Annotated in this window: 21 protein-coding genes and 1 pseudogene; 16 read left to right on the top strand and 6 right to left on the bottom strand. The window is 66.3% G+C overall.

Annotated elements, in window-relative coordinates; genetic code table 11:
* Window positions 1-17 precede the first annotated feature (17 nt).
* A complete protein-coding gene (locus IAI53_RS10545) occupies window positions 18-1,022 on the top strand; it encodes a GGDEF domain-containing protein (protein WP_187718165.1) in 1,005 nt (334 codons plus the stop codon).
* Window positions 1,023-1,345: 323 nt separating this feature from the next.
* Here IAI53_RS10545 and IAI53_RS10540 read toward each other — a convergent pair whose 3' ends face one another.
* The gene (locus IAI53_RS10540; protein WP_225433343.1) at window positions 1,346-1,936 is read right to left on the bottom strand and encodes a tyrosine-type recombinase/integrase; all 591 of its coding nucleotides are present in this window, start codon (window positions 1,934-1,936) and stop codon (window positions 1,346-1,348) included.
* Window positions 1,937-2,020: 84 nt separating this feature from the next.
* Window positions 2,021-2,151, bottom strand: a pseudogene (locus IAI53_RS18630) (phage integrase N-terminal SAM-like domain-containing protein); the annotation flags it as partial.
* 340 nt (window positions 2,152-2,491) lie between these two features.
* Here IAI53_RS18630 and IAI53_RS10535 point away from each other — a divergent pair.
* The 4 genes from IAI53_RS10535 (at window position 2,492) to IAI53_RS10520 (ending at window position 5,804) form a co-directional block, all read left to right on the top strand.
* The gene (locus IAI53_RS10535; protein WP_187718164.1) at window positions 2,492-2,929 is read left to right on the top strand and encodes a hypothetical protein; all 438 of its coding nucleotides are present in this window, start codon (window positions 2,492-2,494) and stop codon (window positions 2,927-2,929) included.
* Between the two features lie 80 nt (window positions 2,930-3,009).
* Window positions 3,010-3,549: a hypothetical protein gene (locus IAI53_RS10530; protein WP_187718163.1), complete on the top strand. Its 540-nt coding sequence runs from the start codon at window positions 3,010-3,012 to the stop codon at window positions 3,547-3,549.
* Window positions 3,550-3,642: 93 nt separating this feature from the next.
* Window positions 3,643-4,215 carry a hypothetical protein gene (locus IAI53_RS10525; RefSeq protein WP_187718162.1) on the top strand — a complete coding sequence of 191 codons (573 nt, stop codon included), beginning with the start codon at window positions 3,643-3,645 and terminating at the stop codon, window positions 4,213-4,215.
* A gap of 1,064 nt (window positions 4,216-5,279) precedes the next feature.
* Entirely contained in the window at window positions 5,280-5,804 is a 525-nt protein-coding gene (locus IAI53_RS10520) for a hypothetical protein (protein ID WP_187718161.1), read from the top strand.
* 200 nt (window positions 5,805-6,004) lie between these two features.
* Here IAI53_RS10520 and IAI53_RS10515 read toward each other — a convergent pair whose 3' ends face one another.
* The gene (locus IAI53_RS10515; protein ID WP_187718160.1) at window positions 6,005-7,066 is read right to left on the bottom strand and encodes an AraC family transcriptional regulator; all 1,062 of its coding nucleotides are present in this window, start codon (window positions 7,064-7,066) and stop codon (window positions 6,005-6,007) included.
* Between the two features lie 201 nt (window positions 7,067-7,267).
* On the opposite strand from IAI53_RS10515, the gene IAI53_RS10510 reads away from it, so the two are divergent.
* The 11 genes from IAI53_RS10510 to IAI53_RS10460 all read left to right on the top strand — a co-directional run bounded on the left by IAI53_RS10510 (window position 7,268) and on the right by IAI53_RS10460 (window position 17,778).
* On the top strand, window positions 7,268-8,875 hold the full coding sequence (locus IAI53_RS10510) for a carboxyl transferase domain-containing protein (protein WP_187718159.1): 1,608 nt from the start codon (window positions 7,268-7,270) through the stop codon (window positions 8,873-8,875).
* Between the two features lie 18 nt (window positions 8,876-8,893).
* A complete protein-coding gene (locus tag IAI53_RS10505) occupies window positions 8,894-9,682 on the top strand; it encodes an enoyl-CoA hydratase/isomerase family protein (RefSeq protein ID WP_187718158.1) in 789 nt (262 codons plus the stop codon).
* Window positions 9,683-10,056: 374 nt separating this feature from the next.
* On the top strand, window positions 10,057-12,060 hold the full coding sequence (locus IAI53_RS10500; RefSeq protein WP_187718157.1) for an acetyl/propionyl/methylcrotonyl-CoA carboxylase subunit alpha: 2,004 nt from the start codon (window positions 10,057-10,059) through the stop codon (window positions 12,058-12,060).
* Between the two features lie 10 nt (window positions 12,061-12,070).
* Window positions 12,071-12,997 (top strand): hydroxymethylglutaryl-CoA lyase, encoded by a 927-nt coding sequence (locus IAI53_RS10495; protein ID WP_187718156.1) that lies wholly within the window; start codon window positions 12,071-12,073, stop codon window positions 12,995-12,997.
* 114 nt (window positions 12,998-13,111) lie between these two features.
* Entirely contained in the window at window positions 13,112-13,303 is a 192-nt protein-coding gene (locus tag IAI53_RS10490; protein ID WP_187718155.1) for a DUF1289 domain-containing protein, read from the top strand.
* A complete protein-coding gene (locus IAI53_RS10485; protein ID WP_187718154.1) occupies window positions 13,300-13,506 on the top strand; it encodes a DUF1289 domain-containing protein in 207 nt (68 codons plus the stop codon). The genes IAI53_RS10490 and IAI53_RS10485 overlap by 4 nt, the downstream gene beginning before the upstream one ends.
* A complete protein-coding gene (locus IAI53_RS10480; RefSeq protein WP_187718153.1) occupies window positions 13,503-14,423 on the top strand; it encodes an MBL fold metallo-hydrolase in 921 nt (306 codons plus the stop codon). The genes IAI53_RS10485 and IAI53_RS10480 overlap by 4 nt, the downstream gene beginning before the upstream one ends.
* Before the next feature lie 61 nt (window positions 14,424-14,484).
* The gene (locus IAI53_RS10475; RefSeq protein WP_187718152.1) at window positions 14,485-15,936 is read left to right on the top strand and encodes an alanine/glycine:cation symporter family protein; all 1,452 of its coding nucleotides are present in this window, start codon (window positions 14,485-14,487) and stop codon (window positions 15,934-15,936) included.
* Window positions 15,937-16,011: 75 nt separating this feature from the next.
* Window positions 16,012-16,887, top strand: a complete 876-nt coding sequence (rapZ, locus tag IAI53_RS10470; RefSeq protein ID WP_187718151.1) for an RNase adapter RapZ — start codon at window positions 16,012-16,014, stop codon at window positions 16,885-16,887.
* Window positions 16,884-17,273, top strand: coding sequence for a NusG domain II-containing protein (locus IAI53_RS10465; RefSeq protein WP_187718150.1), 390 nt, complete (start codon window positions 16,884-16,886; stop codon window positions 17,271-17,273). The genes rapZ and IAI53_RS10465 overlap by 4 nt, the downstream gene beginning before the upstream one ends.
* Complete coding sequence (locus tag IAI53_RS10460; RefSeq protein WP_187718149.1) at window positions 17,254-17,778, top strand: Gx transporter family protein; 525 nt, start codon at window positions 17,254-17,256, stop codon at window positions 17,776-17,778. Before IAI53_RS10465 ends, IAI53_RS10460 begins: the two co-directional genes overlap by 20 nt.
* Window positions 17,779-17,788: 10 nt before the next feature.
* Here the strand turns inward: IAI53_RS10460 and IAI53_RS10455 are convergent, their stop codons facing one another.
* Genes IAI53_RS10455 through IAI53_RS10445 form a run of 3 tightly spaced genes read right to left on the bottom strand, consistent with a single transcriptional unit; the run spans window position 17,789 to window position 20,509 of the window.
* Entirely contained in the window at window positions 17,789-19,186 is a 1,398-nt protein-coding gene (locus tag IAI53_RS10455) for an ATP-binding protein (protein ID WP_222948275.1), read from the bottom strand.
* The gene (locus tag IAI53_RS10450) at window positions 19,183-19,845 is read right to left on the bottom strand and encodes a response regulator transcription factor (RefSeq protein ID WP_187718148.1); all 663 of its coding nucleotides are present in this window, start codon (window positions 19,843-19,845) and stop codon (window positions 19,183-19,185) included. Before IAI53_RS10450 ends, IAI53_RS10455 begins: the two co-directional genes overlap by 4 nt.
* Before the next feature lies 1 nt (window position 19,846).
* The gene (locus tag IAI53_RS10445; RefSeq protein ID WP_187718147.1) at window positions 19,847-20,509 is read right to left on the bottom strand and encodes a tetratricopeptide repeat protein; all 663 of its coding nucleotides are present in this window, start codon (window positions 20,507-20,509) and stop codon (window positions 19,847-19,849) included.
* Between the last annotated feature and the right edge of the window lie 34 nt (window positions 20,510-20,543).

Below are 20,543 nucleotides of genomic sequence, written 5' to 3'. Positions count from 1 at the left end.
CTGATTTTGGTACGCGCGTGAACCGCGCGCGCAATATCCGCCATCGACTGACTACCGACTTCCAACTCGCCATCCTGTCGCTGATGGGGGCGATCGCGCTGATCGGGATCACCCCCTTTCTCTTCGTCCGTGCCGCCAATGGCGAGTGGTACGCCTTCGTCGTCGATCTGCTGATCGAGACGGTGATTCTCGGCTGCATGCTGCGTGCCTGGCTGACCGGGAAGACCCATGGCCCCAGTCTGTTTCTTGCCTACTTCATCGGTGCCGGCGCAGTTGCAGCGATCTCCGCCCTGGGCGTGGCCGGACAATACTGGTATTTCCCGGCGGTCGTTGCCTGCTTCTTCCTCGTGCATCGCCACCATGCGCTCGGCATCGCCCTGGGAACCCTGCTGGTGGTTCTTGCCCTGGGCAGCCTGGTGGGTGACGCCAGCGATATCGCCTCCTTCTGCGTTACCGGGATTGTCTGTGCCTTCCTGGGGTATGTCTTTGCGTTCCGTACGGAGGTCCAGCGCCAGCAACTCGAAGTGCTGGCGACCAAGGATGCGCTGACCGCGACTTTCAATCGTCATGCCCTGCTGGACGAACTGGAGCGCGCCCGGCGCGTGCATGCGCGCGACAAGGTCGGCTTTGGCATCCTTGTTCTCGACCTGGACTACTTCAAGAGCATCAACGACCAGTATGGCCACTTGGCCGGCGACAAGGTTCTAGTGGAACTGGCCCGTCTGCTCGAAAAGCACATCCGCAAGAATGACCGCCTGTTCCGCTACGGCGGCGAGGAGTTCGTCATTCTCGCGCACGACGTAGACGAGGGCGCGCTCATCGCCATGGCCGACAAGCTGCGCGTACAGGTGGAGACATGCCTGCGCAGCCCGGGCGGCGCGGCCGTCACGGTCTCCATCGGCGGCAGCCTGCTGCGCCCGGACGAGAGCATCGACCAGTGGTTCGCCCGTGCCGACGCTGCCCTGTATGCCAGCAAGGGCAGCGGTCGCAACCGTGTCACGGTCGATTCGGCTCATTATTGACCCGGCAATGAATACCGTTCGGGCTGAGTCCTTCGGCTGCGTTCAGGACAGACCTGTCGCAGCCAAGTGGACGCGAACGCCCTTCGACAGGCTCAGGGAGAACGGTGTGGCGTATTTCGTTACCGGGTCAAGAATGGCCCATCGGGTGAGCCGAACAATGCCCGCCTTCGGCTCATCCGCAACGTGCCCGGCACCGTGGCAGGGTGCGGAGGGCGATGGGGATGCGGGTGAAGAACGGCGGCTTTCGGCCATTACAGGACGCACGGCCAAGGCGCCCCAAACCAGACGTTCGCCCCGCTACGTAACTGCAGCGGGGCGTTGGGTTAGCCGGACAGCGCGTCGAATGGGCTCATCACCTTCCTCATCGCTTCAAGGACATGTGTGTAGATCATGGTTGTCTGCAAACTGCGATCGCCGAGCAGGAGTTGAATGGTTCGGATGTCCATGCCGGTGGCCAATAGGTGCGTCGCAAAGCTGTGCCTCAGGCGGTGGACGCTCGCGTGCTTGGGGATTTCGGCGCGGGCGACCGCCTGCTTGAAGGCCCTTTGCACCGTGGAGTCGGAAGTGTGCCAGCGCACCAGCCTGCCGCTGTTACCCCATGGGCGCAGGCTCGCGGACGGGAACACGTATTGCCACGGAAACGATGCCGATGCGGAAGGGTACTTGCGCGCGAGCGCGTCGGATATTGGCGCCAGACCGCCGCCACGGGCCAGATCGTTACCATGAAGTGTCGCGACGCGCAGCAAGTGCTGTTGTAGCGGCGAGACCAAGCCTTCCGGCAACAAGGTCCGTCGGTCCTTGGAGCCTTTGCTGTTGCGGATGGAAAGCGTGCGGGAGCCAAAATCAACGTCCTTGACACGCAGTGTCACGCATTCATGCACACGTAACCCCGCGCCGTAGATCAACTCAGCCATCAAGCGGGTAGTGCCGGTCATCTGTCCTAAGGGCTTTTCGAGCACGGCCTGGTAGAGGAAGACGATGGCGTTGAGTGCTTGAGACTGCATCGATGCGGCAACCCGGCGTTCCACCGCCAGATGATTGAGGAATTGCTCCACCTCCGCAGGCCCCATCTGCAGGGGTGCCGCTTGTCATGGAAGAAGATGTACTGTCTTACCCAGAAGCGGTATGCTTTTGCGGTACGTGGGCTGAAATGCCTCCGTCGGCAAACGGTGTCGAGTTGGTCGAGTAGGCGCGGGGGACGGTGGCTGGGATGTTCACCCCATGAGGGTCACTCCTTGACAGTGGACAAAGCGCCCAGCGTAAACCGATTCGGCTGCAGCGCGGTGACTTCAATATCACGGTTGTTAGACTGACGGCCGAGCGGGCAACCCAGTGAAGCTAAAGCGCATTCTTGGTCGCGTGCAGCGTCCCGAATATCAATTGTTATTCAGACCCGAACGTCCGTGTAAACACTGTTGGTCGTCGCAAGCCGAGCGCTTCCGCCGCCTCTTTCCGCCGAGCAATTTCTGATGCCCGCAAACGCCGCAATCTATATCGCTGATCCGTCAATCCTTGGCTCCAGAACCTTGGACGCCATTGGCGAAGTTCAATCCTACGAAGGATTGACCCGCGACCAACAGGCTTCTGGTTTGCAACTAAGACTTGCGTGGGGCACCGTCGCGCTGAACTTCATTCCGTCGGGGCAACTGCAAGACCATCTGGCGGGGTTAAGGTCGTACGCGGAGCAAGTGATCGAGGACGAAAATACACTCGTCTATGCCCTTGCTCGTATCAGCCACGTTCGTATGTGTCTCGGTTGCGTTATTGAGCACCAACCGGACAGCGAGTCGGCGGCGCAACAATTTCTTTTTCGCCTCAACAGCGAACTGAACGGGCTTCTGTTCCTCTACGACTCGATTTTTGACCGCGACGGCCAACCTCTCGGCGGGCCCGCAACAGTCGAATGACTGAGGCGACGCCCAACCCGGCAGTCAACCGGACCTGCGCAAAAAGCCGCGCAGTCCGGTTACTTCTACGTTAGGCACCAATGGACACTGACGCCGTTCCCAGTAAGGACCCACTCATTCAGGCACTGGAGCAGAGCGACAATTGGCGTCGACAAGAGCGAGCTGAACGAATTCGTTGGGTTTCGCAGCACCAAGTTGAGTTCAACGGCATGATTTCGGGTTCCGTTGAATTGATAAGCCTCTTAAACGAAGCACGAGAGTGTTTCGTTGAGGGGCACTACATTGCCTCCATGGTCCTCGCAACAGCAGTGATTGAGCATCTTCTGTCCGAGGAGCTGGTTTCAGCGGGCAAGGCAAAGTACGGTATTCCGTTTGACAAGGCAATTCAGGTCGCGAAAGACGAAGGATTGTTTCCCGCCGAAATGTTGGCTCACGCAGATACGCTGCGCGTCATACGCAATCCTTTCGCACATCGCAAGCCGGACGGACACCCGCACACCTTGGGCAATCGGTATCTTAGTCAGAAGCGACACCCGAATCTCGTTGTGCAAAAAGATGCGCAAACGGCGCTTATCGCTATGTATGGTTTCTTTCGACATGCACTTAAAATTGGTGCCTAACCCTAGGCTCAACACGGACCGCCCAACGGCTCCGCCGTTGGGTTCCCTCCGGCCTTCGGCCTCCGGCGGCCGGTTAGCTCCACGTTAGCGATCATGACTGAGTTCTTTCTAGCGTTCTGGCCAAATCTGGCGTCCACGGTCCTTGGAGTTGTTCTCGGGGTGCCTGTTGCTCTGCTTCTGAATCGACGATTTCTCGAACACCAACAGCAACTTGAAAGAACGGAGTCTAGTGAGCGATTGGGGAGCGCAGTGGATGTGCTTGTCGACGCTTGCGAGTACAACAGCAAAGTGCTCGACCGTATAGCGGAACTCGCGCTTAGCGGGAGAGCAATGAGAAACGTTGATTTGCGTCTAACTACCTGGGACGCAGTAGGGGCGATGTTGTCTGGCAGTTTCTCTGATCCAGAATTGCTCCAGATGCTGTCGCACCATTGGCTCAGGCTCAAGCGGCTTGAAGACCTCAATCACGAGATATTTTCGAGAGAAGTGGTTGGGATGTTGCCAGAAATAATGGCCGTAGAGTTGAAAGTGGGTTATTGGCAGGAACTTCACGACAATGCAATTAACTTGTCAGCTCATGCAAGCCAAGCCGCTGACAAGCTGAAGAAGTTGAAAGGCACTTCTGCCGAGTTGACGGTTGATGGGAAACCAAGCGGAATTCGCTAACAATCGCGTCAACTCGGACGCCAGAGAGCTACGCTCCGCTCCGCTTTCTGCCGCCGGGTACGCGAGGCGTTGGGCGTAACGGGAGAAACTGAATCATGACAAGACACGAGCTGCTTTCTCTTGTGGCTGACGCGGTAGTCTCGAAGAACTGGGATCTGCCTACACCGGGAAGAGAGTTTGATACTTCAAAGACGTATTTTGGCCCAGATTCCGATTAGAGAGAAAAGGCGAAAGAATTTGCAAGAAGACTTCAGGACTCAAAAGACAATTCAGACGTACTCTTTGGTTTCGCCCTGGAAGCTAGCGCTCATTTCTACGGCTCGCTTGAGGCGGGAACAAATCAAGGTAGAACCCATCCAGAGCGGTTTGAACAATATTTGCCCCGCTGGATTCATTCCGATCCAAATTATTTCCCAGCAGAAATATTCCGGATTCTTGGAGAGTGGTTTCCAGCCCCAAGATCTCTGAAAATAGAAAGAGGAAGAACGTACTGGAGAGCTCGCGCCCAACAAAGCGCTCGTGTCGGACGCTCCGCTTCGCTGCGCGCCCCACAGCTTTGAGGTTATGTTCACAGCATGTCGCCTCGGCATAGAAAGCTCCTGTGGGTCGGGCTAATTCTCTCGGTACCGGCAGGTGGTTATGCCGCTGTCTCGGTCGTTTTCTATGCTTGGCTCAGCGCAGCATCCCCTGACCGCTGGCCCCCTGATCGCGCCGGCTTGTGGGTAGCCGTTTCATTGTTTTTCGCTGTGCTGTTCTTTGTGCTTTTCGTTTATTGCATCGTTTCACTCATCCGCGACGCAAATCATCGTTACCGCGAGGAGCAAAGGCAAAGTGCAACATAACATCCCAGTCAAACCGCGCTTCGCAGGCGCTTGGACGTACCGCAAGCGGCACGCCATTTACTTTGCACGTTGGAGATCATTCCCGTGACATCCGCCTCGCGATTTTGGCAAGGTCAAGTTTCGCTCCCGAAAACGTTTTGGCTAGGGTGGGCAGTTCCCGTGGTCGCCGGCAATGCAATGGTGTCTCTCGCGGCTTGGTGGCTTATCAGCAACCTCGGTCTCATGGCTTTCTACCTCACGGTTGCCTTGGTAGCTGGCTACTCAATTGTCGCCGTTGTTCCGGTGTGGCGTAGCGCATCGACCTATGGTGGATCAAAGTTCCTGAAGTACGGTGCAAGAGGCCTTGCTTCGATTGCAACCGCGGTTCAAGTTGCGGCTGTCGGTGCCGTTGTTGCCACGTTTGTATCCGTCATAATGGGTAACGATCCAACCAGCGATCTCGACCGCATTGCTGAGAAAACTGCAATTCCGTCCGAGACACATCCCTTGGCTGGCTTCTGGAAGTACGGTGCAAACGATAACTTCGGCCTGGCTATCGCGCCGGCCGATGGAAATCTCTATTCGGTTTCGTTCTGCGGTCCTGGTGGCTGTTTCAAACCGGGCACCTATCGGCCCAATACGCCAATTGCTGGAGATGGCGACTACCAAGTCGTATCCAATGACACCATTCGCGTGCGCGGTGCGGATGGTTGGTCGACCATAACCCGTTCTGCTGGTCGAGGCGGCGAAGATTGCCCGAAACCATGATGTCCAACCCTGCGGTCAACCGGACGCCCGGCTAGCTGCGCTTGCCGGTCCCGTCCGGCCAGCGGCCTCCTGTCGCCGGTTACCTTAGACGTTGAACGACCGCTTGCGCGATAGCTCAACGGCTGCATTGGGTTGGAAGGCGCCAGTTGCAGGCGGCCAGTTCAGCAACTGCTCCGGTCGACCCAGCGCTACTGAGTAGTTCACCCATCCGCTGCCACATCTCCCACCCCCGCAGCGGCCCTGAACCGCCCCGGCGCCTCCCCCGTCCATTCCCGGAACGCCCGCGAGAAGCTCTTCTCGCTGTCGAACCCCACCGCAGCGGCGACCTGCTTCACCGGTTTGCGGGTCTGCAGCAGCAGCTTGATCGCCCGCTCGCGGCGCGCCTCGTCCTTCAGGCGCTGCAGCGACACGCCTTCTTCCTTCAGCTGGCGGTGCAGGGTGCGCACCGAGATGTTGAGTTGGGCGGCGACGTCTTCCGCTGTGCGGGCGACGCCCGGCGTGGTGGCGAGGATCTGGCTGACGCTGTGCACCAGCAGGCGGTCGCGGCGGTACTGGTGCACGGTGAGCGGCAGCGCGCGCTGCAGCATGGCGCGCAGGGCGTCTTCGTCGCGGCGCAGTGGCAGGGCGAGGTAGCGGGCGTCGAAGCTGAAACCGGCGGCCTCGGCGTCGAAGCGCAGCGGGCCGGGGAAGAGGTAGGGGTAGGCGTCGGCGTGCGGCGGGGCGGGGAAGGGCAGGGTGGTCTCGGTGAGCGCGATGCGCGAATCGATCAGCCAGCAGGCATAGCCGAGCAGGTTGCGCAGCATGGAGACCAGGCAGAACTCGCGCATCGCGCCGAAGTCCCGCCGCTCGGTGATGCGGATGGTGGCGCTGTGGCGGATGTGGGTGAATTCCAGTTCCAGGTCGTCGGTGAGCAGATGGTGGTGGCGGCACCAGCGCTTCAGCGCCACTTCCAGCGTGGGCGAGGTGAGCGAAGCGCGCGCCAGCATGCCGTAGCTGCCCCACGGCAGGCGGCGCGAGAACCAGCCCAGGGCTTCGTCGTCCAGTTCCTGCATGGCCAGCGCGGAGATGGTTTCCATCTGCGCCGCGGTGATGCGTGCGGCGGGGTTGGCCAGGGCGTCGTCCGTGATCTGCGCCTGGCGCAGCGCGCTGGCCGGATCCAGCCCCCGTGCGCGGTAGCCGAGGACGATCGCGCGGATGAAGGCGATCGGAGTGGCGGCGCGGCCGCGGGTGAGATCGGCGGGGGCGGGGAGGTGAGTCTTCATGGGGTCGAATCCTGCTGCTGTGTGGCAGGAATTGCAACCTTGTTGGCAGGCACGGGGTGGGCTTTGGGGCTAGGCTTCGTCGTATGTCGGCCTGCTGGATGGGCGCGGGTGGCCTACCCATCCCCATCCTGTCCTTTCCCTTGAAGGGGAAGGAACCTTCTAATGGAGGCCAGCGGAAACAAGACAAGAGGACGAGGAGACATGAGCACGATCAAATCTGCCATCAACCCGCGCAGCGCGGAGTTTCAGGCCAATGCGGCGACCATGCGCGGGCTGGTTGACGACCTGCGCGGCAAGGCGGCGGAAGTTGCCCTGGGCGGCGGCGAGGCGGCGCGCGCCAAGCACACCGCGCGCGGCAAGCTGCTGCCGCGCGACCGCGTCGGCCACCTGCTCGACCCCGGCACGGCCTTCCTGGAAGTGGGCCAGATGGCCGCTTTCGGCATGTACGACAATGACGCGCCCTCGGCCGGGGTGATCACCGGCATCGGCCGGGTGCAGGGCGTGGAGTGCATGATCGTGGCCAACGACGCCACGGTGAAGGGCGGCACCTACTACCCGATGACGGTCAAGAAGCACCTGCGCGCGCAGGAGATCGCCGAGCAGAACAACCTGCCCTGCGTCTATCTGGTGGATTCCGGCGGCGCCTTCCTGCCCAAGCAGGATGAGGTCTTTCCGGACCGCGACCACTTCGGGCGCATCTTCTTCAACCAGGCCAACATGTCGGCCAAGGGCATCCCGCAGATCGCCGTGGTGATGGGTTCGTGCACCGCGGGCGGCGCCTACGTGCCGGCGATGTCGGACGAGACGGTCATCGTCAAGAACCAGGGCACCATCTTCCTCGGCGGCCCGCCGCTGGTGAAGGCCGCCACCGGCGAGGTGGTGAGCGCCGAAGACCTGGGCGGTGGCGACGTGCATACGCGGCTTTCCGGCGTGGCCGACCACCTCGCCGAGAACGACAACCACGCGCTGTCGATCGCCCGGCGCATCGTCGCCAACCTCAACCGCGTCAAGCCGCAGGGCCTGGCGCTGGGCGAGGGCGAGGCGCCGATCTACGACCCGGAAGAGATCTACGGCATCATCCCCACCGACACCCGCAAGCCCTTCGACGTGCGCGAGATCATCGCCCGCGTGGTCGATGGCTCGCGCTTCGACGAGTTCAAGGCGCGCTACGGCACCACCCTGGTGTGCGGCTTCGCCCAGCTCCACGGCTATCCGGTGGGCATCGTCGCCAACAACGGCATCCTGTTCGGCGAGTCGGCGCAGAAGGGCGCGCACTTCGTCGAGCTGTGCGGCCAGCGCGGCATTCCGCTGCTCTTCCTGCAGAACATCACCGGCTTCATGGTCGGGCGCAAGTACGAGAACGGCGGCATCGCCAAGGATGGCGCCAAGATGGTGACGGCCGTCTCGACCGTGCAGGTGCCCAAGATCACTACCCTGATCGGCGGCAGCTTCGGCGCCGGCAACTACGGCATGTGCGGCCGCGCCTACTCGCCGCGCTTCCTGTGGACCTGGCCCAACAGCCGGATCAGCGTGATGGGCGGCGAGCAGGCCGCCAGCGTGCTCGCCACCGTGCGCCGCGACGGCATCGAGGCCAAGGGCGGCAGCTGGAGCGCCGAAGAGGAAGAAGCCTTCAAGTCGCCGATCCGCGAGCAATACGAAGTGCAGGGCCACCCCTACTACGCCACCGCGCGCCTGTGGGACGACGGCGTGGTCGATCCGGCGCAGACCCGACGCGTGCTGGGGCTGTCCCTGTCTGCCGCGCTCAATGCGCCGATCCAGCCGACCAAGTTCGGCGTGTTCCGTATGTAAGGCGGGCGAGGAGACGACATGTACGAGACCCTGGAAATCGAACTCAAGAACGGCGTGGCCACGGTGTGGATGAACCGCCCGGATGTGCACAACGCCTTCAACGCGCAGCTGATCGCCGACCTCACCGCGGCCTGCCGCCAGCTCGACGCCGACGACGCGGTGCGCGTGGTAGTGCTGGCCGGGCGCGGCAAGAGCTTTTCGGCCGGAGCCGATCTGAACTGGATGAAGGCCGCCGGCGCTGCCAGCGAGGCGGAGAACTTCGCCGACGCGATGAAGCTGGCCGGCATGCTGCGTGCGCTGGCCGAGATGGACAAGCCCACCATCGCGCGGGTGCATGGCGCCGCGCTGGGCGGCGGCATGGGGCTGGCCAGTGCCTGCGACATCTGCGTGGCCGGGGAAAAGGCGGTGTTCGCCACCTCCGAGGTCAAGTTCGGCATCATCCCCTCGGCGATCAGCCCCTACGTGATCCGCGCCATCGGCGAACGCCAGGCCTACCGCTACTTCCAGACCGCGGAGCGCATCTCCGCCGCACGCGCCGCCGAACTGGGCCTGGCGCACGAGGCGGTGGCCACGGAAGAGCTGGACGCCAAGGTCGCCGAGATCGTCGACGCCCTGCTGCAGGGCGGTCCCAAGTCGCAGGCTGCGGCCAAGGACCTGATCCGCGCGGTGGGCAACCGTCCGGTGTCCGACGCGGTGGTGGAAGACACCGCGCGGCGCATCTCGCAACTGCGTGCCACCCCGGAAGCGCGCGAGGGCCTGACCGCCTTCCTCGACAAGCGCCCGGCCGAGTGGGTGCCGAAAGGCTGAGCTTGCAACGGCGCCGCAATTAGCAGGTTCCTTCCCCTTCAAGGGGGCGAAGCCGGGGTTTCGCGAAGCATGCTTCGCGCCGGCTGAGCGGGGCGGCTGTGCAAAGCCGGCCCTGGACAAGACAGGATGGGGATGGGTTTCGTGCAGGCGTTGCGGAGTCCACCCATCCCCACCCCGGCCCTCCCCTTGAAGGGGAGGGAGCAAACCGATCGCTCCCCGCCATGGTTCACGGGAGATGAGGCTGGAGACACAAAGAATGTTCGAAAAAATCCTGATTGCGAACCGCGGTGACCAGCCGCGTAGCGGCGCAGCGACGAAGTCAAATCGCCAGGCATGCGCAGCATGCTTGGGCGGTTTCACCGCGGAGGCCACCCATGTTTGAAAAGATCCTGATCGCCAACCGCGGTGAAATCGCCTGCCGCGTCATCAAGACCGCCCGCCGCATGGGCATCAAGACGGTTGCCGTCTATTCCGAGGCCGACGCCAATGCGCGCCATGTGCGCCTGGCCGACGAGGCGGTGCTGATCGGCCCGGCGGCCGCGCGCGAGAGCTACCTGGTGATCGAGCGCATCATCGCCGCGGCCAAGGCCACCGGCGCGCAGGCCATCCATCCGGGCTACGGCTTCCTGTCCGAGAACGAGGACTTCTGCCACGCCTGCGATGAGGCGGGCATCGTCTTCATCGGCCCGCCGGTGTCGGCGATCCACGCCATGGGTTCCAAGTCGGAAGCCAAGAAGCTGATGGAAGCGGCCGGCGTGCCGCTCACCCCCGGCTACCACGGCGACGACCAGGACCCGGCGCACCTGCACCAGCAGGCCGACGCCATCGGCTATCCGGTGCTGATCAAGGCCGCGGCGGGCGGCGGCGGCAAGGGCATGCGCCTGGTGGAGAAGTCCGAGGATTTCCTGGAGATGCTCGCCTCCTGCAAGCGCGAGGCCTCCTCCTCCTTCGGCGACGACCATGTGCTGGTGGAGAAGTACATCACCAAGCCGCGCCACATCGAGATCCAGGTGTTCGGCGACACCCACGGCAACGTGGTGTATCTGTTCGAGCGCGACTGCTCGGTGCAGCGCCGCCACCAGAAGGTGCTGGAAGAAGCGCCCGCCCCCGGCATGACGCCCGAGCGCCGTGCGGCGATGGGCAAGGCTGCGGTCGATGCCGCCAAGGCGGTGGGCTATGTCGGCGCCGGCACGGTGGAGTTCATCGCCAACCAGGACGGCTCCTTCTACTTCATGGAGATGAACACCCGCCTGCAGGTGGAGCACCCGGTCACCGAGATGATCACCGGGCTGGACCTGGTGGAGTGGCAGCTGCGCGTGGCCTCGGGCGAGAAGCTCCCGCTGGAGCAGGAACAGCTGCAGATCCGCGGCCATGCGCTGGAAGCGCGCATCTACGCGGAAGATCCGGCCAAGGGTTTCCTGCCCTCCACCGGCAGGCTGGTGCACCTGGCGCCGCCGGCAGAATCCCTGCACGTGCGGGTCGATACCGGCGTCGAGGAGGGCGACGAGATCAGCCCGCACTACGATCCGATGATCGCCAAGCTGATCGTCTGGGACGTGAACCGCGACCGCGCGCTGGCCCGCATGCTGCAGGCACTGGCCGACTACCGTGTGGTGGGGGTGGCCAACAACATCGACTTCCTCTCGCGCCTCACCGCCTGCCCGGCCTTCTCCACCGCCGATCTGGACACCGGCCTGATCGAACGCGAGAAGGACTACCTCTTCCCGCAGGAAGCCGCGGCGCCGGATGAAGTCTTCTTCATCGCCGCGCTGGCCGAGTTGCTGCGCGAGTCCGAGCGTGCCGAAAAGCGCGCGCGGCGCGACAGCCATCCGGCTTCGCCCTGGCATGCGCGCGACGGCTGGCGCCTGAACGCCACCGCCCAGCGCGTGCTGCTGTTCCGCTGGCAGGAGCAGGAGGCCGCGGTGAACGTGGCCTATCTGGCCGACGGCTACCGCCTCGGCCTCAACGGCCACGGCGTCACCGCGCGCGGTGAGCTCAACCCGCGCGGCCTGCTGCGGGTGGACCTGGACGGCAAGCGCCTGGACGCCACGGTGATCGCCGCCGCCGGCCGCCGCCACGTGTTCGCCCAGGGCCGCGCCTGGTCGCTGGCCGCGGTCGATCCGCTGCATCACACCGGCGAGGGTGGCGGCGCCGAAGGCGGGCTGGTGGCGCCGATGCCGGGTAAGGTCATCGCCCTGGTCGCCGCCGAAGGCGCCAAGGTGGACAAGGGCGCGCCGCTGCTGATCCTGGAGGCCATGAAGATGGAGCACACCATCACCGCGCCGGCCGCCGGCACGGTCAAGGCCTTCCGCTTCGGCGTGGGCGACCAGGTGGGCGACGGCGCCGAGCTGGTCGAGTTCGAGCCGGCCGCCGGCTGAGGAGGACGATATGGACCTGCCGAAGACCGTCCGTCTGGTGGAAGTCGGCCCGCGCGACGGGCTGCAGAACGAAAAGCAGCTGGTGCCGGCCGACACCAAGGTCGAGCTGATCCGCCGCCTGGCCGCCGCCGGGCTGCGGACCATCGAGGTGACCTCCTTCGTGTCGCCCAAGTGGGTGCCGCAGATGGGCGACAACACCGAGGTGCTGACCCGCGTGCTCGGCGGCGCGGCGCCGGCGGGACTCGACTACCCGGTGCTCACCCCCAACCTCAAGGGCTTCGAGGCCGCGCTGGCGGCCGGCGCGAAGGAAGTGGCGGTGTTCGGTGCGGCCAGCGAATCCTTCAGCCAGAAGAACATCAACTGCTCGATCGCCGAGTCGCTGGAGCGCTTCCGCCCGGTCACCGAAGCGGCGCAGGCCGCCGGCGTGCGGGTGCGCGGCTACGTCTCCTGCGTGGCCGGCTGTCCCTACGAGGGCGCGGTGGCGCCGGAGAAGGTCGCCGAGGTGGCGGAAACCCTGCTGGTCATGGGGTGTTACGAAATCTCCCTGGGCGATACCATCGGCACCGGTAACCCGGTTTCCATCCGCCGCATGCTCGAAGCGGTGTTGCGCCGCGTGCCCGCCGAGCGTCTCGCCGGCCATTACCACGACACCTACGGCATGGCCGCCGCCAATGTGTACGCGTCCCTGCAGATGGGTGTGGCGGTGTTCGACGCCTCGGTCGGCGGCCTGGGCGGTTGTCCCTACGCCGCCGGCGCGTCCGGCAACGTCGCCACCGAGGACCTGGTCTGGCTGCTGCACGGCATGGGGCTGCAGACCGGCATCGACCTCGATGCGCTGGTGGACGTGGCCGCCTGGATCAACGCCGAGATCGGCCGCGAACCGGCCTCGCGCGTGGCCCGCGCGGTGCTGGCTAAGCGCGCCAAGGCCTGCGCCTGACATCGCCGTAGGAGCGGCCTTGGCCGCGATTGGACGGAGGACAGGGAACCACGACGTGCGCCGCAACATCGAAGCGACGCCTCACGACAACAACGACTGCACCCCCGACCGACCATGAGCATTCCCTCCCCCTGCATCAACGTCTGCCGCATGGACGCCGACCGCCATCTGTGCGAAGGCTGTCTGCGCACCATCCCGGAGATCACTGCCTGGAGCCGTGCGGACGACGCCGAGCGCCTGCGCATCCTCGCCGCGGTGGCCGAGCGCCGCGCGGCGCGGGCCGCCGCCGGAGAACCGGCGCGATGAGCAATGACGCGCTGTGCGTGGGGGTGTGCATGATCGACTGGGATACCGGCGTATGCCTCGGCTGCGGGCGTACCTCGGACGAGATCAATGGCGTGCCGGTCGCTGAACCGCCACCGGCGGAGATGCCGCGGCCGCAGCAGTCCGCGGTCGCCGCGCCGCTGCCGCCCAACGTGGCGGACGCGCTCGGGGAGGGCAGCGATTGAGCGCACCGCCCCGGCTGCCCGCCGGCGTGCAGGTGTTCGAACGCGGCTGGCTTTCGGCCAACAACATCCTGCTCGACGACGGCGACCACGCCACGCTGATCGACAGCGGCTACCTCAGCCACGCGCCGCAGACCATCGCCTTGCTGCGCAAGGCGCTCGGCGCGCGGCGGGTCGCGCGCCTGATCAACACCCACTCGCATTCCGACCACATCGGCGGCAACGCCGCGGTGCAGGCCGCCTTTGGCTGCGAGATCACCGTGCCTGCCGGCATGTACCAGGCGGTGACCGACTGGGACGAGGACGCCCTGCTGCTCAGCGTCGCTGCCCAGAAGGGCGAGCGCTTCCGAGCCGACCACGCGCTGGCGGCGGGTGAAGGCTTCGTCGCCGGCGGGCTGGCCTGGCAGGCGCACGCCGCCCCGGGGCACGACATGGACGCGCTGGTGTTCCACAACCCGGAGCATCGCGTGCTGATCTCGGGCGATGCGCTGTGGCGCGACGGCTTCGGCATCCTGTTCGCCGACGTGCTCGGCACCGGCGACGGCGTGGGCGAGGCCCGGCGCACCCTGGAGGCCATCGCCCGCCTGCCGGTGGACCTGGTCATCCCCGGGCACGGCGCGCCCTTCGTCGAGTTCGACGATGCGCTGGAACGCGCCTTCGGCCGCCTGCGCGCCTTCGAGGAGGACGGCGCGCGCATCGCGCGCAACGCCATCCGCGCCTGCATCACCTTCACCCTGCTCGACCGCCGCGAGATGGCGGTGGAGGAACTGGCCGCCCACCTGGCCGAAGTGCCCCTGTACCGTGAGGCCAATGCGCGCTTCCTCGGCCTGACGCCCGATGCGCTGACCGACTGGCTGGTGGGCGACCTGCAGCGCTCGGGCGTGATGCGGCGCGAGGGCGAAAGACTGCTCGCCGCCTGAGTGCCGCCATCGGCGGCAAGCAGTTACAATCCGGCCCTTTTTTTCCGGCAGCCTCATTTCCATGCAAGCAATCGTCGACGGGATCAATGGCTGGGTGTGGAGCCCGGCACTGGTCTACCTGTGTCTGCTCGTCGGACTCTATTTCTCCCTGCGCACCCGCTTCATGCAGGTGCGCCATTTCTCCGAGATGGTTCGCGCCATCTTCCGCGGGCGCAGTTCCTCGGCCGGGGTGTCGTCCTTCCAGGCGCTGAGCATCGCGCTCTCCGGGCGGGTCGGCACCGGCAACATCGCCGGCGTGGCCACCGCCATCGGCTTCGGTGGGCCCGGGGCCATCTTCTGGATGTGGATGGTGGCCTTCCTGGGGGCCGCCACCGCCTATGTCGAGTCGGCCCTCGGGCAGATCTACAAGACCGAATATCACGGCCTCTACCGTGGCGGTCCGGCCTACTACATCGAGCAGGGCCTGGGCTGGCGCGTCTATGCCATCGTGTTCGCGGTGGCCACGCTGCTGGCCTGCGGCCTGCTGCTGCCGGGGGTGCAGACCAACAGCATCGCCTCCAGCATGGAGAACGCCTTCGGCATCGCCCCGGCGGTCACCGGCACGGTCATCGTCATCCTGCTCGGCTTGATCATCTTCGGCGGCGTGCGCCGCATCGCCCAGGTCACCCAGGTGGTGGTGCCCTTCATGGCGCTGGGCTACGTGCTGGCCGCCTGCGTGGTGGTGGCGCTCAACATCGAGAAGGTGCCGGGCATCGTCAGCCTGATCGTGTCCTCGGCCTTTGGCTTCGAGGCCGGCTTTGGCGCCATGATCGGCCTGGCCATCCAGTGGGGAGTGAAGCGCGGGGTGTATTCCAACGAGGCGGGCCAGGGTACCGGCCCGCATGCGGCGGCCGCGGCCGAGGTCTCGCATCCGGCGGCGCAGGGCTTGGTGCAGGCCTTCTCGGTGTACGTCGACACGCTGTTCGTGTGCACGGCAACGGCTTTCATGATCCTGATCGCCGGCAGCTACAACGTCACCGGCCCGGACGGTCAGATGGTGTTCACCGGCCTGGCCAACATCGCGGCCGGCACCGGCTTCACCCAGGCGGCCATGGAGTCGGTGCTGCCGGGCTTCGGCGCGGTCTTCGTCGCGGTGGCGCTGTTCTTCTTCGCCTTCACCACGGTGCTGGCCTACTACTACATTGCCGAGACCAACCTGGCCTACCTGACCCGCAACCTGCGCTCGGAGGTCCTGATCTTCGTGCTGCGCGTGGCCCTCATCGGCTCGGCGCTGTATGGCTGCGTGCGCACCAGCGACCTGGCCTGGGGGCTGGGCGACATCGGTGTCGGCATCATGGCCTGGCTCAACATCCTCGCCATCCTGCTGCTGCAGAAGCCGGCGCTGGCCGCACTGAAGGATTACGAGGCGCAAAAGGCGAGAGGCCGCATCGAACCGGGCTTCGACCCGCGTCCGCTGGGTATCGCCAACGCCACGCTGTGGGAGAAGCGCGCGGCCAGGAGCGAAAGCCAGTAAGCCCGCCACCTGCGGGCGACCGGCCCGCCGGCACTGCGCTATAGTGTCGGCGGGCTTTCCTTTCGTACCGGACGCATGCAGATCATCCTCATCAGCGGCCTTTCCGGCTCGGGCAAGAGCGTTGCCCTGAACGTGCTGGAAGACGCCAGCTACTACGTGGTGGACAACCTTCCGGCCACGCTGCTGCCGCAGCTCGTCGCCTATCTGCGCGACGCCGGCTATCGCCGCGTGGCGGTGGCGGTGGACGTGCGCTCCGGGGCGAACATCGCCGCACTGCCGCAGCAGGTGGACCAGCTGCGCGGCATGGTGGACGACCTGCGCTTCATCTTCCTGGAGGCGCGCGACGACGCGCTGATCGCGCGTTTCTCGGAGACCCGCCGCAAGCACCCGCTGGCTCAGGAAGGGGTATCGCTGGAAGAGGCGATCCGCCAGGAGCGCGACCTGCTCTCCGAAATCGCCGAGCTGGGCCACCGGGTCGACACCAGCGAGCTGCAGGCCAACACCCTGCGCGCCTGGGTCAAGGACTTCGTGGACATCGAGGCCACCGAAGGGCTGACCCTGATGTTCCAGTCCTTCGGCTTCAAATACGGCATTCCGCTCGACGCCGACCTGGTGTTCGACGTGCGCTGCCTGCCCAATCCGCACTACGACCTGCGCCTGCGCCCGCTCACCGGGCGCGACCAGCCGGTGATCGACTTTCTTGCCGGCGTGCCCGAGGTCGGGCGCATGGCCGAGGACATCCGCCGCTTCGTCGACACCTGGCTGCCGGCCTATGTGCGCGACAACCGCAGCTATCTGACCGTGGCCATCGGCTGCACCGGCGGCAAGCACCGCTCGGTGTACCTGGCCGAATGGCTGGCCGAGCGCTTCCGCGATCGCGTCCGCGTGCTGGTGCGCCACCGCAGCGCGGCGCGGCGGGCCTCCGACACGGCGGGCAACGGCGCGCAGTGAAGGACAGGCTGGCCGACTGGCTGCCGCTCGTCCGCCCCGGCGACTGGCTGGTGATGGGCGCCGGGCTGGCGCTGTGCGTGTTCGCCACCGTCACCCTGTGGCGCGGCGGCGCGCCGGACAAGGCGGTGGTTCGCGCGGGCGGCGAGGTGTTCGGCGAGTACGGCCTGAGCACGCCGCAGCGCATCGAGGTGCCCGGGCCGCTGGGCGTCAGCGTGATCGAGATCGAGCCCGGCCGCGCCCGGGTGGCGGTCGATCCCGGACCGCGCCAGTACTGCGTGCGCCAGGGCTGGCTGAGCCAGGCCGGTTCGGTGGCGATCTGCGCGCCCAACCAGGTGAGCCTGAGCCTCAGCGGACAGGGAGGGCAGTATGACTCGCTCAACTATTGAGCTGGTGCCCACCCCCGAAGATCATCGCATCGCCCGCCACGCGGCGGCGGCGATCGTGCTCACCGTGGCCGAGGCCGCCATCCCGCTGCCGCTGCCCGGCGTGAAACCCGGACTGGCCAACATCGTCACGCTGATCGTGCTGGCGCGCTGGGGCTGGCGCGAGGCCGTGTGGGTGGCGCTGCTGCGCGTGCTGGCCGGCAGCCTGCTGCTCGGCCAGTTCCTTGCCCCGGGCTTCTTCCTCAGCCTCTCCGGCGCCATCGCCAGCCTGCTCACCCTGGGCTTCGCGATGCACCTGCCCGGGCGCTGGTTCGGCCCGGTGAGCCTGTCCATCTTCGCTGCCTTCGCCCATATCGGCGCGCAGCTTGTGGTCGCCCGCCTGTGGCTGGTGCCGCACGATGGCGTCTTCTACCTGACCCCGGTGTTCTCCGCGGCGGCGGTGTTGTTCGGCGTGGTCAACGGCCTCATCGCCGCCCGTTTGCTGCGCGATCTGCCGCGGGCTGGCTGAGCAGGCGGGCTCAGTACGCAGCGGCCCGGCGCAGGCCGCACAGCACCGCGCGGAAACCGCCTTGCGGGCGATTCGACAGTTCCAGCCGGCCGCCGTGCAGCGCCATGATGCGCGCGACGATGGCCAGGCCCAGGCCGCTGCCTTCCGCGCTGCTTGCGCCGCGGAAGAAGCGTTCGCCCAGCCGCGCCAGGGTGTCGGCCGGCACGCCGGGGCCGTCGTCGCACACCACCAGGTTCAGGGCCTGGCCGTCGTCCTCGACCGCCACCTGGATGGCAGCCTCCGCCGGCGTGTAGCGCAGCGCGTTGTCCAGCAGGTTGCGCAGCGCGATCTGCAGCAGGTCGGCGTCGCCGGCCACCGCGGGGGTGTCGGGAGGCAGCGTGTGGGTGATGCGCTGCGCGGCGTCGGGCGTGGCCTGGCGCAGCGCGTCGATGGTGCCGTCGACCAGCGCGTGCAGCTTGACCGCGCGCGGTTCGGGCAAGGTGTTGAGCGGGTCCAGCCTTGCCAGGCGCAGCAACTGCTCCACCAGGCGGGTGGCGCGATCCACGCCGTGTTCGATCTGCCGCAGGGCGTGGTCGCGCTGGGCGTCCTCGCGGCTCAGGCGGGCGACCTGGGTATGCACCTTGAGCGCCGCCAGCGGCGTGCGCAGTTCGTGCGCGGCGTCGGCGGTGAAGCGGCGTTCGTTGTCCAGGGTACGGGCGACGCGCCGGAACAGGCGGTTGATCGCGCCGACCAGCGGCAGCGCTTCGGTGGGCACCTGCTGGTCCGGCAACGCGGCGAGGTTGTCCGGGCTGCGCGCGGCGACCTCGCCGGCCAGGCGGTCGAGCGGGCGCAGGGCGCGCAGCACCGACAGGTAGATCAACAGGATCAGCACCGGCGAGAGCGCCGCCAGCGGCAGCACCGTCTGGCTGGCCACCTCCAGGGCGGCGCGGTCGCGCAGGTCGATGGACTGCGCCACCTGCACGCGGAAGCGGCCATCGCCCGAGGCCACGTTGAGCACCCGCCAGGAGGCGTCCTTGCGCAGGATGTCGCTGTAGCCGGCCACGCCCAGCACCGGCAGGTTCGGCGCGGCTTCCGAGCGCGCCAGGATGCTGCCGTCGCCGCGGCCGATCTGGAACTCCAGCGGCGGTTCGTAGATGTTGTCCGCGGCGCCGCGCACGGTGGCGAGCCGTCCGGCCAGTTCGCGCAGGTCGTCTTCGTTGTCGTGCAGGATGGCCAGCAGCAGACGCCCGGTCTGTGCCAGGTTGCCGTCCATCAGTTCCTCGGCCTCATGCTGCGCCTGGGTATAGCTCAGCCAGCCGGTGAGCAGCCACAACAGCAGTACCGCGGCGCACACCGCGCCCAGCAGGCGCCAGCGCAGCGAGCGCAGGCGGGATGGGGCGGTCTTGGCGATCGTGGCGGCTTCCCTCATCGGCCCTCGCCCAGCTGGTAGCCCAGGCCGCGCACGGTGCGGATGAAGTCGGCGCCCAGCTTCTTGCGCAGATGGTGGACATACACCTCCACGGTGTTGCTGCCGGCTTCCTCGCCCCAGGCGTAGAGGCTTTCCTCCAGCTGGCTGCGGCTGCGGATGTGCTGGGGATGGCGCATCAGCTCCTGCAGCAGGGCGAACTCACGGGCGGACAGCGCCACGTCCTGGCCGGCGCAGGTCACCCGCTTGCTGGCCGGGTCCAGGGTGACGTCGCGATGGCTCAGCACCGGCTGGGCCTGCCCGCCGGCACGGCGCAACAGGGCGCGGATGCGGGCCTGCAGTTCGGCCAGGTCGAAGGGCTTGGTCAGGTAGTCGTCCGCCCCGGCGTCCAGCCCGCCGATCTTGTCGGCCTGGGTGTCGCGTGCGGTGAGCACCAGCACCGGGGTGAGGTCCCCGCGCCGGCGCAGCTCCTGCAGCACCGCGATGCCGTCCTTGCCCGGCAGGCCGAGGTCGAGCACGCAGGCGTCGTACTGGTGGCCGGCCAGCGCGGCCAGCGCCTGCTCGCCGTTGTGCACCCAGTCCACCGCGTAGCCGGCCAGGGCCAGGCCGGCGCGGATGCCGTCGCCGAGCAGCAGGTCGTCCTCCACCAGCAGGATGCGCAATTCAGCTTCCTTCCTTGTCGATGCGCGCCAGCAGGGCGCGGATTTCCTCGCGCCGGCCCTCGTCGGCCACTTCCCGCCCGGGGCGCGGCGGCGCCTGCAGGGCCTTGCGCAGATGCTCGCGGCCTTCGGCCACGCGGCCTTCATCGACCAGATACTCGCCGTAGAAATAGTTGGGGTCAATCCCGTCCGGGTTGAGGGCGAGCGACTTGCGGAACAGCTCCTCGGCGCGCGCCTTGTCGCCGAAGCCCAGCGGCCAGCGCGGCACCTTGGCGTACAGGGTGGCGAGGCTGGTGTAGGCCGAGCCGTTGAGCGCGGCCTCGTCGAGCTTGAGGCTCTCTTCCAGCAGGTCGCGCGCGCGCTTGGCCAGCGACAGGGCGCCGAAACCGCCGCGGGCGCCGGCTTCGCTGGACACCACGATGCCTTCCCAGATCAGCGCGGGGGCGAGGTTGGGGTGCGACTCGCTGAGATGGCGGGCCTGCTCGGCGAGCGTGCGGTAGAGGTCGGCCTGCTGCTTCTCGGGCTGCTTGTACTTGATCTCCGCCCAGCGCTGCTGGATGGGACGGATCAGCTCGTCCGGGGTGTCGGACTGTGCCGCGGCGCCCAGGCCGAAGCACAGCGCGGAGGCGGCGAGCAGGTTGCGGATGATGAGACTGGGGCGTGACATGGAGGCGTCCTCTGTTGTGGGTGGGGGCGGGGCG

This window comes from Thauera sedimentorum (assembly GCF_014489115.1).
GTDB classification, from domain to species: Bacteria; Pseudomonadota; Gammaproteobacteria; order Burkholderiales; family Rhodocyclaceae; genus Pseudothauera; species Pseudothauera sedimentorum.
This window is presented reverse-complemented; position numbering and strand designations above follow the sequence as displayed.